Origin of the sequence: Paenibacillus sp. FSL P2-0089, from assembly GCF_038595095.1 — a bacterium.
GTDB lineage: Bacteria > Bacillota > Bacilli > Paenibacillales > Paenibacillaceae > Paenibacillus_AQ > Paenibacillus_AQ silagei.
Map to the genome: position 1 here is coordinate 7,181,443 of NZ_CP152006.1, position 12,099 is coordinate 7,193,541.

Genomic DNA, 12,099 nt, shown 5'->3' on the forward strand with positions numbered 1-12,099 from the left:
CTATCCAAGCTCCGTATAGATCTGGAATGTCACCCCGAACTTGTCCGTCAGATCGCCGAAGCCCGGGCTGAACGGCTCCTCCCGAAACGGCATATTAACCTCCCCGCCCTCCTGCAGCGCATCAAAAATTCTCCGTGACTCCTCCACGCTGTCCGTAGTAACGCAGACCGTTACCCGCTTCCCACTCTCAATCGGCGTACCGCCGGGAGCATCTGAGAACATCAGCTCCGTGCCGCCCACCTGTACCTTGGCATGGGCCACCAGACTCCGCACCTCATCCGGGAACGTGTCCGGGAGATCCGGCATATCACCATACGTCAGGATGGAAAGGACCTCAGCCCCCATAACCTGTCCATAGAACTGAATAGCCTCCTGCGTGCACCCCTCCAGGGTGATGTAGGGAGTAAGTTTGATTGTCACCTGTGTGTTCCTCCTTGAATTCGGAATGGTCTCGCTTGTGTGATTCATTAGTATAGACGTTCCGGCCGCGGCAGAATCATCGGTGTTCCGGCAATCCGAAGCGAATAAATAATTCAGCATCTATAAAATGATGAACATGCGCGATCTTCCCCCCGCTCAGCTCAAGCACATGAATCGCCCACGGGACAAGCAATCCGTCTTCTCCAGAGGGAACGTACTGGGCAAATGCGGGCCGGTTCCCGTTCACCCGGACCGGCAGCAACCGCGAGCCCATACAGTGACTGCTTGTGATCTGGTAGAAGGCCGCGAGATCCGCGCCGCCTTGCACCCACATTGTAAATGGCGGCATCGACAGGCTGCCATTCTCCTGGAATAAGGCCAACAACGCATTAATATTGTATTGTTCAAAAGCCTCCACGTACCGGGTAATCAGCCCTTCGTCCACTTCGTCATCGTCAGCCTGCAGTGCCTCGGACCGGAGCTGTGCCTTGGCCATGGTTGCCCGTGCCCGCTGCATCGCGCTGTTCACCGCGGCCACGGTCATCTCCAGTGCCCCGGCGGTCTCGGCTGCCGACCACCGGAACACCTCCTGCAGAATCAGCACGGCACGCTGCCGGGGCGGCAGCAGCTGCAGCAGCGCAATGAAGGACAGCCGGAGGGTCTCTCTGCTGACTAGAATATTACCAGGATCATCCACATAGCCCGGAGCGGGCCAGATCCAGGAATGCTGAGGCAGACTCTCCCTAGGCTCCGTAACGGCAGCGGCCGGTTCCGAGAGATCCATCGGCAGCGCCCGCCGCTTGGCGCTTCTCAGCCGGTCAAGACAGACATTGGTGGCAATCCGGTACATCCAGGCTCGGAGAGAGTCCTGCTGCCTCATCTGCTCCTGGTGCTTCCATGCCCGGATCATAGTATCCTGGACAGCATCCTCCGCCTCGAAGATGGAGCCCATCATCCGGTAACAGTACCCGGTCAGCTCGGAGCGCATGTCCTCCAGCCCGTCCAGGGTCTCGTAGGTCTCATGGTTATGATTCACTTCAGCCAGTCTCTCCTTCATGACCCGTCCAGCTCTCCCTCCATGAACTGTATGAGGTAGTGTTCAGGCTTCGCAACAAATTCCGGGAAGCTGCACAAATCTGCATACGTCTGATGCTCCAGATCATAGCAGCCGAGCTGCCCCTTCTTCTGCGGATTCCAGACCAGCACCAGACCGGAGTAATTATCGATATCGGCAGACAGCCGCAACAGCTTGCGCCGGCCGGCCTTCATCTGAAGGGTGTCGGTGAAGCTGAAGAAGTCGATGTACCCGATCTTATATTCATTAGGGGCCAGCGTCAGGCGCAGCTCGTCCCCTGTAAGGAAGCGGATAAGTTCATCCGGCAGTTTGTATTTGGCCAGCTCGTATTTCTTGTTCTCCACATCATGAACATCCGGCGGATCCAACGCTTTCAGGTATTCCGCCATAGCGGTATGCTTGCTGCTGACCGCAATCGTATACGGCCGCTCGCCGTCCTTCTCCGTCATCATAAGGTCCGCACCGCGTTCCACCAGGAAGCGGACCATGTTCAGATTGCCCAGCCGGGCAGCGACTGTCAGCGGCGTCGCCCCGTAAGGATAGACCATATCCGGCTTGTTGTAGTTGATATCCACTCCCTGATCCAGCAGATAGGTAAGCGTCTTCAGATCATGGTCCGAGGCGGCTTGCCGCAGCACGGCACCGGCATGTTGCCGGATGTCCAGACCCAGCTCATGGATCAGCGGGATATTCTTCTTGTTGCCGTAGTAGGCCTGTGAATAAGCGCCCGATCCCGTCCGGTTAAGCAGGTCCAGCTTCGCGCCCTGTGCAGCAAGGTAGCAGATGATGTCCTCCTTGCCATAACGGACCGCCCGCAGGAAGGCCGGATTCTGAGGTACATTCAGCTTCGCGCCATGCTCCACCAGCAGCTTCACCACCTCGGTCTGCTGCGTGATAATCGCCAGGTCGAGCGGGCTGACTGTGGTATGCTTGCTAAGCTCTAATCCCGCTTCAATATCCCAGCCCGCAGCAATGGCAGCCTGCAAGGCAGGAACATCCCCCTGATAGATCTGCATCGCCCGCTCCGGCAGCACCTCGAATTTCCCTATGTCCTTCAGGACAATCATCCGCACTCCTCCTTATTCTTCACTCCCATGAATACTGCTCGCATCCCTTCGACAGAAGCCACTCTTTCATCTTGGCCGATGCCTGCCCGGCAGCCTGTTCATAGAAGACGGCTACCTCCTGCCCACCCGCCAGATTCAGGCGGATATAGCCGCCCAGATTCCGGTAGAACAGGTAGCAGACGTAAGGATTCTCAATGAAGAGATCCGGCGGAGCCTCCGCCCGGCACAGGTCAGCCAGCTCCGTGAGCGCCAGCGGGCCCTCTCCCGGCGGCATCCGCAGGAAAAGATGCTCGCGGGTTCCCGTCCATGGCTCATAATAGACGCTCTCCTCTTGGCTCCGCCCATACATCCGGCGGTAGATGCCGTCCAGGATCATGGCATAGCTCTCATCCTTCTCCTGTCCCCCGGCTGGCAGAGGGATCGCTTGAATCTGTTCCGCATGACGAGGCAGCCATAGCAGCCCGTCCACCTTGGGATGAACCGCCAGGAAATCACCGTCCACAGTGGTCCCAATAGCGGTACACTCGCCGATCTGCTGCTCCGTTATAGGGCTATCCTGATCATGCTCCCATAATCCGTATTCGGCAAACGGCCGCAGCACCTCTGTGTCAGGGGTCTGCACATTCATCCAGCCCCGATACGTTCCTTCGCCGTACTGCTGCAAGAACCGGATATAGGCTGGAGGATACAGACCTGCGTTCTCCGCTTCAAGCATGTGCCTGTGATGCTCTGACAGCCCCTTGGGCTCAGATACGATATACATTCATCATTCCCCCGGTTTCCTGCGTGAGTTATTCACAATAACCTTATTCTGCCGCTTCCTCAAGCCAGGCCCGCATCGCCGGAGCTTCCGCCCGGTTCAGCCGCAGGGCAATGTCCGTATTCCCCTCATCCGGCGGCATCACTTCGGCAAGCACACATACGTCCTCCCTGGGCTGATTGAGCGCGAACAGCCCCTCAGCATCCATCATCCGCATCGCCAGCTCCATGGCCCCCAGTCTCATAATGAACTCATCGTTCCATGCCTCATCCTCAAGCTCCGTAATAGACGGACGTGCCTGGAATAACCGCTTGACCTCATCGAAATACTCATCTCCGAAGCAGCAATACGGCGAATCGGCATAAGACCATTTAATCAGCTCGGCGATCTCTGCTGCCGGTGTGCTGCCGCCCTCTGCCTGTCTGGCCGCCTCCTGCTCCAGGGCCTCCCGTGACCAGGCGGAGAGGCTTGGTGCATGTCCCTCACCCGTTGTATATAACGTACAGTAATAATAATGCTCCCCATTCGCAAAAAGCGCGCGGAACGACCTCCGGGCCGCCTCCGCAATCTCCGCCGCCAGCCGCTCCACTTCCTTCTGTGCCGCATTCATGGCTACTTCCTCTCGTCGATCAGTTGTTCCAGGAATCCGGCGAACGTTGGGGCATACTCCTCAATCAGATCATTCATGAGGTCATAACGCATGACCGGGAATTCCCCCCGTCCCCCAGGCTCCCACCCCCATAACGGGCCAGCCACCAGCGGTAAGACGGCGGCAGCCTGAAGCCTAATTCCTCCTCGGCTTCGGCAATCCAGCTCTCCTCGGCCCCATGGCCCGGAAACCACCGGACCGGGGAAGGCTTGCTTAATAACTCTGTCAGACGCTCATACATAGTTGTACTCCCCTTTCCCTGCTAAGGGTTGATTATAGATTGTCAGGATGAACAGCAGCTGGCGCATCATTATTCATGCGCAGCAGGATATACTCAATCTCCTCCAGCGGCAGCTTCAAGGTCCGGCTAACCTCATGGAGTCCCATCTCCCGGGAGAGGAGGAGGCGTGCCTGATGGATTTTCCCTTCCAGCCAGTTATTGGCCAGCATCCAGCATTTCACCCGTTTCAGCAGCTCTGCCTGGGCTCTTACCGGCATGCTTGGTATACTTGGCAATAGATTCTGCCAGATAGCTGTACAGGTGAATGCCCAGAGCCTCGCGCTGTTCATTCTTGGACATACGTTGGTACTGCTCATAGCTGAGGCTGATATCCAAATAGAGGGTATGATCCCCGCTGTCAAAGCGTCTGAACGTTCTCCGCCCGTAGCTATCAGGTAACACCCGGAACACAACGAAGATATCGTAGGGGAACTCCAATGTATTCGCCAGCTCCTCTAACGGCAGCAATTCATCTCTGAGTACACCCACACATGTTCCATGGGTATCCAGCGTAAAACCCAGTTGCATATTAGCACCCCTCCCCGCTTAAGACACGCTTGAACTATTTCCCCCTTCTATAGGCATCTGCCAGCTGCACCAGATACCAGACGGCCGCACCGGTCAGGGCTGCGAACAGCAGATTAATACAGCCGAATACAAGAAATAACTTGGCTTTGCCCGGCCCGATCCGTACAGCAGCAACGAGCTGGAGAATCGCAGGGAGCAGGAATATCAGCCAGGAGACGGTGATCAGCTTTTCGGTCTTGAAGCTCCACCATACCGCACAGCATGATAGAGCTAGCACTCCCCAGGTACAGATCAACTTCAGCGCCATCTGCTCCCCTCCCTTTCATGGATAACCCAATACATCAGTCAGGCCCTGATTGCCCATGGATTACGAGTCCATATTGTCTGACCATCCAGGAGTTGCTTAAATCTTCAGCCGCAGCACGGCTTATGCGTACAGAGGGCTTCTGTTCCTCCATCGCCTCCGGGTCTTGCGCTGAGAAGCGGAGAGGCTTGGTCATTTTTTGAATAGAGCCGGTAATTTCCTTGTACAGGGCATAGCTCAGCGGCTTGTGCTCCCGGACATCCTCATACAGATAATACTCCCCTTGCTCATCCTGAGCATTGACGCGGTGCCCCTTAGGGCAGGAGATCAGAATACAGGGCAGCTCATTCTCTGCCCATTGCCCGTGATAGGGAATAGAAACCCCCTCATTTCTCGCAAAAAAACCAAAGCTCTCCGTATCCGGCAGAACCGACATCGAATAGATGAAGAAGGGGCGCACCCCGCTCTCTTTTTCCGTAGCTGTATAATATTGATAGAAGGCGCGATACGCCTCCACCACCTGATTCTGATCATGCTCTGTATGGGTATAATTGGTTAAATAGTACCGCACTTGCGTAGGCTCCAGAAGCTCTACGACTCTTTTGAGCTCCTCGGGTGTGATGAAGAAGCGCTGCTTGTAGAATCCGCTGTTTTTTAGCATCTTCTTCTACCACTCATAGGTAACAAAACGTGCTCTGAGCGTCTCTTCATACGGCAGCCATTCCGCATCGCTCCATAGAGACATTCCAGTAATTTCGGACAGCCGCTCCACCGCTTGCCCGGGGCTGGTAAGGCTGATGAATGCGCCGAAGTTCTCCTCCTCAGCTTGCATCCCGAGCACCCGCTGCATATATTCGTCAGCTGTACGCTCTTCCCGCAGGTGTTCGTATTCCTCCCGGGTCCACGGCTCACAGAAGATTCGTTCGGCCTGGATCTCCCCCTGCTCAAAGAAAGACAGCTCGAAGATCTCCTCATTCATGTATCCCACCGTCATCACCGGCTCCTCCAGCAGCCCGGACAACGTCCTGCCAACCTTTTTCACCGTACCCCATACGAAATAATCGTGAAGCACGCTGATCCAACCCTCATTGCTTTGGCTTACATAGATAACGGCCTTACGCTCCGGCGCCTCAGAATCAGGATAACCCAGAACCTTGCCATGCTTGGCGCTCAGCTCTTTCAAGGCTTGAAGGGTCTTATCCAGGTCACCTGACTTGATATGCAGATTTGCAAACGATCTTCCCACGGGTGGATGGCCTCCTTTAATGGCTTGTCTATAGTTACTTGGCATACTAACATATAAACTAGATTCCATTCATTTTACCAAATTAATGTAAGGAGGGGCTACCTTGAATAAGAAATTCCTCTTGGCCAGATGGCAGGACGACCAGCTCTCTGAAGTGAACCGGCGTCTGGCCGCTATTTCAGGCAAACATAATCTCCATCAAAAGGACCGCTCCTTTCCCATCTCCCCTTATGGACAGACGGAGGCAGGACTGAAGGATTACCGGGGAGTTACCCTGACTGAGAGCATACAGTACCTCACTCTGCAGGATATTGATTTCTCTTATTCACGCTTCGAGGATTCGGCAAGCTTGAACACCTCTACATTTACCCATTGTTGCCTGGACGGGGTCAGACTGGACAAGAGATTCGTGACCCATACCTTTAATCACTGTTCCTTCCGGGGAGCGAAGCTGAATGGTGCCAGAATGAGCAAGGCGTTCCATGATTGTGATTTCACCGGCTGCAACTTAAGCAAAGTGATTGCAAATGATGTTTCTTTCACCCGCTGCCGCTTTGATGGCGCCAACTTTCGCGGTGCCTTACTCTTGTATTGCCGGTTCGAGGAATGTAGCTTTGAGGGTGCGCAGTTTCAAGATGGCTCGATCGCCGGAAGCCGCTTTGCGGGAGAGGCCCGCTTGCTCCCTGAGTGGGGGAATACGATATTGGATCATGTCAAGTTTGAGGAGTGATGTGAGCGCCCTCAACAATAACCCGGATCATGGCCGGACTGCTGAAGGCATTGTGAAACAGTTCCCGGAGAAATTCCAGAGGAAATAGGATACGTGATCCGTAACAACACAACAAAACAGGCTTTTCACCTTCCCCAAGGGATCGTGAAAAGCCTGTTCTTGCGTTTAATCTCTGCGCGCTTTAGTAGATCTTCCCCAGCAGTGCGATCACTTCATCAAGCGTAAGGCCGAAGGACTTGTAATACTGAATGTCGCCCTCCATCTGCTTCAAGACCATCTCGTTACGAATCCGCAGCATCTCATCCGGTGAGAATTCGGCGACAAAGCAGCCTTTGCCGGTTACCGTGTGGATCAAGCCGCTCCGCTCCAGTTCCTCCCAGGCCTTCTTCACCGTGATGACACTGACATGCAGCTCCAGGGCAGCCTGCCGGATGGGGGGTAAGCAATAGCCGCTTTCCAGCTCGCCACCAAGAATCTGTGCGCTGATCTGTTCGTGCAGCTGCTGGTAGATCGGCTTGTCGGAGGTGCTGGAGATCGTTACGTTCATAAGATCTCCACTTTCAGGAATCTCCGTACCGCAATCCGGTAGGCAAGTAGGGTGAAGGCTGCGAAAATGAGGATGCCCCCGATCAGAATCGAGAACTGAAGCGCCGTATTGCCGGTCCCGGAGCCGTAGAAAATGCCGTGCATCCAGCTATTCTGAATTCCGGCCCATTGGACCAGGCCCGCGAACAGGATCGCCGCAGCCGTCGATGCAGTCGTAGCAGCGCCATACTTATATGCCGTCTTGTAGTACATAGTGATAAATATAAGATTGAACACCGCCAGCATAATGAAGCACAAGCCCCAGAAGCCCATATAAGGCGGAAAGAAAATGTAAGTCATCTGCGGATACAGGCGGAACGTAAAGATACTGAAGATCATGGCAATGAGCAGATGCATAAGCTCAAGAATAACAATCACAGCTATTCTGGACTTCACGATGTCCGGTTTGGTCACAGGCATCATCGTGCTGAATATGAGATCATTCTGGCTCTTAAATCCGCCGAACATGTTCGGTACGGTGATGAAGCAGAAATACAGCGGAACCAGGAAGTAGACCCAGCCCGGAATGAGCATCAGACCGCCTAAAATTAAAGGTAATACGAAGAACCAGGGATTAACGCCTAGCTTCAAATCCTTCAGCACCAGATTATACATATACACCCTCCTTTTTCGCAAAGTAGATCATGATGTCGTCGAGAGTCGGGATGGCCGTGTTAAGCGCCCAAGCGGGATCGATATCTCGGGCATGAATCAATCCGGTGAAGCCGAAGGAGTTGATTTTGCAGGAGATCAGCTTCCCCTTCACTTCGTTAAGCTGCGACTCGCTGCCGCTAAGTAACCGGTATGACTCCTTGAACTCGTTCTTCTCGCTACTTGCCACAATCTGCCCTTGCTCAATGAAGGTGATATAATCCGCACAGCGCTCGAGGTCAGAGGTAATATGCGTGGAGAACAGAATGCTGATCTCGCCGCCCATGATAAGCTCCTGGAAAATATCCAGCAGATCGTCTCTGGAGACCGGATCGAGTCCGCTGGTCGGCTCATCCAGAATCAGCAGCCTGGCGCCATGCGATAAGGCCAGAGTCAGGCTGTACTTCACCTTCATCCCGGTGGACAGCTCCGCTATTTTTTTATTCTCATCCAGCTTGAACCGGTTCAGATAGCTGTAATACGTCTCGTCACTCCAGTTCTTATAGAACTTCTTCGTAATACCCGTCAGCGTCTTAAGCCTGCTGCGTGTATAGAAATCGATATCGCCGAAGGCGCAGCCGATGTCCTGCTTCAATTCTGTTTCATGTTCAGCGATGTTCTTGCCCAGAATGCTGATCTCGCCGCTGTCGGCCTGAACCATATTCAGGATCGATTTGATCGTGGTGGTCTTGCCCGCACCATTGACCCCGATGAAGCCCATGATATAACCCTGCTCCAATTGAAAAGAGACGTCTTTGATCTGAAAATTAGGATATTTTTTATTTAAATTCCGGATATCTAAAGCCAGCATAACTAACCCCCTCAACAAATTGTGTATTCCGTGTATACACAATGTATCATGGGGGTTATGAAAAAGTCAATCCTATGCGGCTGTAGAGGGTGAGGACTCCTTCGGCTTGCGCCGGAAGAACGGCTTGCCTTTGGACCAGTTAATGAACGGCTGTTCTATGGCGTAATACGAAATAGTGGCCGCTGCGTAAGAGATGACCACAACAGACATACTGATGCCCAGCCAGCGCCACACATCCCTAACCCCGGAGTAATGGAAATCCTGAATGCCGTACTTCTCGATTAAGGTAATGAACAGATAGTGCCATATGTACAGGCCGAAGGACACTTTGGCCGTATACCGGAACAAGCGGTTATCCAGCATACGCCCGGCGTACCGGCTGAACGGTGCCGAGAACAGCACGATTCCGAACAATATGGCATAGACCGGGAATAGATACGGCTGCTGCTGGAGACTGAAGTCGAATTCGCCCGCGTGGCGCATCCGCCAGATCAGGAGACCGGCAAGACCCAGAGCAAGTACTGCGGCGGCATCGAACACGCCCAGCCTGCTGAGCCGTTCCACTCTGGAGCGGCGCTGCTGCAGAGCATTCGTTATGCCCGCCGCCAGAATCCCGATGGTGAAGTGGCCGAAGAAGCCGACCGGATTGTATCTCGGCATCCAGAATTTCGCGCCGCCGACCTGGCCATAGTCCCAGCCCCTTCCCTGCTCGCCGGGTGTGAACCAATGATGAATGAGGGCATTGGCGGCAAGCACCAACCCAAATACGGCGACCCAGAACAGGATCGCCTTACCGAAGGAATGCCGCTTGCCGAGCAGGAATAACACCGCCATGAAGAGTGGCATCAGCAGGTAGCAGAATACCTCGAAGCTGATCGACCAGAGCGGCCCGTTCAAGTCGGAGGGGAAGAACGTGGTGTAGTGGAAGCCCGATGTGAAGGTGAAGGCTGTGACAATACGCCGCCCTAAGTACTCCATCGGAATATCCAGCCTCCAGGTCAGGAACAGACACACCAGCAGGGACACATAGAAGCCGGGCATGATTCTCGCGGCACGGCGTAGGGTGTACGTCCGCAGGCTTGGATATGGACCGTTATTCAGATACGCACTCCAGAAGGGGAACGACAGCAGGAAGCCGCTTAGCAGAAAAAACAAGCTGACCCCGCTGTTCCCCAGAAGCAGCACGGATTGCAGCTCCTGGAGCCAGGGTTTTTGTGCGGGCATGATCAGCTTTTGCGACAAGTGATGCAGGATGACTGACAGGCAGGCGATCGCACGAACGCCATCCGCTCCAGATAACCGGGTATTGCTCAGACGAAGGTTTGACATCAGCTCAACTTCCTCTTTTCACCAATGATTCCTGAACGGATGGCCGCCAGCAACACAACCACCACAGCTGTAAAATCACTACTCTTATTCGCTTAGGCGATATACACCGGTATCAGGTACTCCTATCTTTCAATACATGATGGATAAATCCTTCCACTCTTCCGCATTCTGCCAAAATATTTCAGAGCTTGCCCCGGCTGGCCAGCACATTATCGAGGAATTGCACGGCATCACTGTTGAACTTCCACCCAATGCCGAACTTATCCACGATCATCCCGAAGCATGAAGACCATGGTGTGCTGGAGAGCGGCATGATAACTGTTCCTCCCTGGGACAGCTGATTATAGTACTCTTCGAGCTTCTGCTTGTCCTCAATGATCAGGCTGATCGTGAGGTTATTCCCCTTCACCAGCTCTCCCATTACCGCTTGCATCGAGGGCAGAAGGTCGGACATCATAATTGTCCCGCCCTCGAACGCTATAGAAGACTCCATAATCATCGCTAACTCATTGGCCGGCAGGGGATAGTTCGGGTCCTGCGGAATATCTCCGAATGTAACCTTCTTCACTGTAGTGGCCTGCAAAGCCTCCGCATAGAATTCAATCGCTTCTCCGGCAACACCATCGAAATTAATATAAGCAATAGCTGACATAAAACATAACCTCCTCCTTAAGATAAATGTAGTATAATACACGATAGGTGACGGCTGTATGTCACCGTTTCGTACTCAACTCAAGAAAGAGGTAACCGGATGGACAAGGTGGAGCGGCTGATTACCATCATCATGATTCTGCTCAAAAAAGATATTGTGCCCAGCTCAGAGTTCGCACAATTATTCGGCGTGTCCAAACGGACGATTCTCCGCGATATGGAAGCGCTCAGCCTGGCGCACATTCCTATATACGCCACACCCGGCGTGCAGGGCGGCTACGGCATTATGGAAGAATACAAGATGGACAAGCGGCTGCTGAGCAGCTCCGATCTGGAGAATATACTGGCTGCGCTCGGCGGGCTGGAGCAAATTCTGATCAGCGAAGACGTTGCCATGACGCTACGAAAAATAGAAGCGATGGTTAGCCCGCTCGCTTCTAAAGGGTCGGTTCAGCTGTCCTTCTATGGCTGGGAGGGACGCGCGGAGCTTGCCGGAGCCATGAAGCTCTGTCAGGAGGCCATCGCCGGGAGCGGGCTGCTCTCTTTTGACTATACCGATAGAACAGGTACTCCCACGACACGGACAGTGGAGCCTTATCAACTTCATTTCAGTGAATCGAGCTGGTATCTGAAGGGCTTCTGCCTGGAGCGGATGGGCGCGCGGATGTTCAAGCTCTCCCGGATGGAGCAGCTGGAGCGGAAGAAACAGACCTTCAGCCCCAGAGCGGATATGCTGAATCAGGCACGGGAGGCTGAAGTTCCGCCGCAGTTAACCGAAGTGAAGGCGCTGATCTCGCCGGGGATTAAGGATCAATTCATTGAACGTTATGGCCGCAAGAGCATCGAAGCCTATAACGCGGAACAACTGCTGGCTACGTTCTATATTCCGCAGCACCCGATCGGATATCAATTCCTGGCAGGCTTCGGCACCCATCTGGAGATTATGGAGCCGAAGGACTACCGTGAAGAATTCCGTAAGTACCTGCTTGAAATGATGAGCCGGTATACGTAGT

General features: G+C 53.9%; 18 protein-coding genes. 2 read left to right on the forward strand and 16 right to left on the reverse strand.

What is annotated here, in order from left to right; all coding sequences use genetic code 11:
- The 11 genes from NST69_RS30550 to NST69_RS30600 form a co-directional block, all read right to left on the reverse strand.
- On the reverse strand, positions 1 to 420 hold the full coding sequence (locus NST69_RS30550; protein ID WP_342547953.1) for a VOC family protein: 420 nt from the start codon (positions 418 to 420) through the stop codon (positions 1 to 3).
- A gap of 76 nt (positions 421 to 496) precedes the next feature.
- Positions 497 to 1,477, reverse strand: a complete 981-nt coding sequence (locus NST69_RS30555) for a sigma-70 family RNA polymerase sigma factor (protein ID WP_342547954.1) — start codon at positions 1,475 to 1,477, stop codon at positions 497 to 499.
- A complete protein-coding gene (locus NST69_RS30560) occupies positions 1,474 to 2,562 on the reverse strand; it encodes an ankyrin repeat domain-containing protein (protein ID WP_342547955.1) in 1,089 nt (362 codons plus the stop codon). The genes NST69_RS30555 and NST69_RS30560 overlap by 4 nt, the downstream gene beginning before the upstream one ends.
- A gap of 19 nt (positions 2,563 to 2,581) precedes the next feature.
- Positions 2,582 to 3,325, reverse strand: coding sequence for a hypothetical protein (locus NST69_RS30565; RefSeq protein WP_036722904.1), 744 nt, complete (start codon positions 3,323 to 3,325; stop codon positions 2,582 to 2,584).
- Between the two features lie 43 nt (positions 3,326 to 3,368).
- Entirely contained in the window at positions 3,369 to 3,932 is a 564-nt protein-coding gene (locus NST69_RS30570; protein WP_036722905.1) for a DUF4303 domain-containing protein, read from the reverse strand.
- Positions 3,933 to 4,005: 73 nt separating this feature from the next.
- Positions 4,006 to 4,212 (reverse strand): SMI1/KNR4 family protein, encoded by a 207-nt coding sequence (locus tag NST69_RS30575; protein WP_342547956.1) that lies wholly within the window; start codon positions 4,210 to 4,212, stop codon positions 4,006 to 4,008.
- Positions 4,213 to 4,244: 32 nt separating this feature from the next.
- Entirely contained in the window at positions 4,245 to 4,421 is a 177-nt protein-coding gene (locus tag NST69_RS30580) for a hypothetical protein (protein ID WP_342547957.1), read from the reverse strand.
- Positions 4,408 to 4,779 (reverse strand): hypothetical protein, encoded by a 372-nt coding sequence (locus tag NST69_RS30585; RefSeq protein ID WP_342547958.1) that lies wholly within the window; start codon positions 4,777 to 4,779, stop codon positions 4,408 to 4,410. Before NST69_RS30585 ends, NST69_RS30580 begins: the two co-directional genes overlap by 14 nt.
- Before the next feature lie 34 nt (positions 4,780 to 4,813).
- Entirely contained in the window at positions 4,814 to 5,086 is a 273-nt protein-coding gene (locus tag NST69_RS30590) for a hypothetical protein (protein WP_036722908.1), read from the reverse strand.
- Positions 5,087 to 5,120: 34 nt separating this feature from the next.
- Positions 5,121 to 5,744: a hypothetical protein gene (locus NST69_RS30595; protein ID WP_036722910.1), complete on the reverse strand. Its 624-nt coding sequence runs from the start codon at positions 5,742 to 5,744 to the stop codon at positions 5,121 to 5,123.
- Positions 5,745 to 5,750: 6 nt separating this feature from the next.
- Positions 5,751 to 6,329 (reverse strand): hypothetical protein, encoded by a 579-nt coding sequence (locus tag NST69_RS30600; protein WP_342547959.1) that lies wholly within the window; start codon positions 6,327 to 6,329, stop codon positions 5,751 to 5,753.
- A 103-nt stretch (positions 6,330 to 6,432) separates the two neighbouring features.
- Here NST69_RS30600 and NST69_RS30605 point away from each other — a divergent pair, with 103 nt between their 5' ends.
- Complete coding sequence (locus NST69_RS30605; RefSeq protein ID WP_342547960.1) at positions 6,433 to 7,059, forward strand: pentapeptide repeat-containing protein; 627 nt, start codon at positions 6,433 to 6,435, stop codon at positions 7,057 to 7,059.
- 181 nt (positions 7,060 to 7,240) lie between these two features.
- Here NST69_RS30605 and NST69_RS30610 read toward each other — a convergent pair whose 3' ends face one another.
- The 5 genes from NST69_RS30610 to NST69_RS30630 form a co-directional block, all read right to left on the reverse strand.
- Positions 7,241 to 7,606 carry a GntR family transcriptional regulator gene (locus NST69_RS30610; protein WP_342547961.1) on the reverse strand — a complete coding sequence of 122 codons (366 nt, stop codon included), beginning with the start codon at positions 7,604 to 7,606 and terminating at the stop codon, positions 7,241 to 7,243.
- Entirely contained in the window at positions 7,603 to 8,259 is a 657-nt protein-coding gene (locus NST69_RS30615) for an ABC-2 transporter permease (protein ID WP_036722916.1), read from the reverse strand. Before NST69_RS30615 ends, NST69_RS30610 begins: the two co-directional genes overlap by 4 nt.
- On the reverse strand, positions 8,252 to 9,106 hold the full coding sequence (locus NST69_RS30620; RefSeq protein WP_036722917.1) for an ABC transporter ATP-binding protein: 855 nt from the start codon (positions 9,104 to 9,106) through the stop codon (positions 8,252 to 8,254). The genes NST69_RS30615 and NST69_RS30620 overlap by 8 nt, the downstream gene beginning before the upstream one ends.
- Positions 9,107 to 9,178: 72 nt before the next feature.
- Positions 9,179 to 10,435 carry an acyltransferase gene (locus NST69_RS30625; protein WP_342547962.1) on the reverse strand — a complete coding sequence of 419 codons (1,257 nt, stop codon included), beginning with the start codon at positions 10,433 to 10,435 and terminating at the stop codon, positions 9,179 to 9,181.
- Positions 10,436 to 10,616: 181 nt separating this feature from the next.
- Positions 10,617 to 11,087 (reverse strand): VOC family protein, encoded by a 471-nt coding sequence (locus tag NST69_RS30630; RefSeq protein ID WP_342547963.1) that lies wholly within the window; start codon positions 11,085 to 11,087, stop codon positions 10,617 to 10,619.
- A gap of 99 nt (positions 11,088 to 11,186) precedes the next feature.
- Here NST69_RS30630 and NST69_RS30635 point away from each other — a divergent pair, with 99 nt between their 5' ends.
- Complete coding sequence (locus tag NST69_RS30635; protein WP_342547964.1) at positions 11,187 to 12,098, forward strand: YafY family protein; 912 nt, start codon at positions 11,187 to 11,189, stop codon at positions 12,096 to 12,098.
- Position 12,099: the final 1 nt, after the last annotated feature.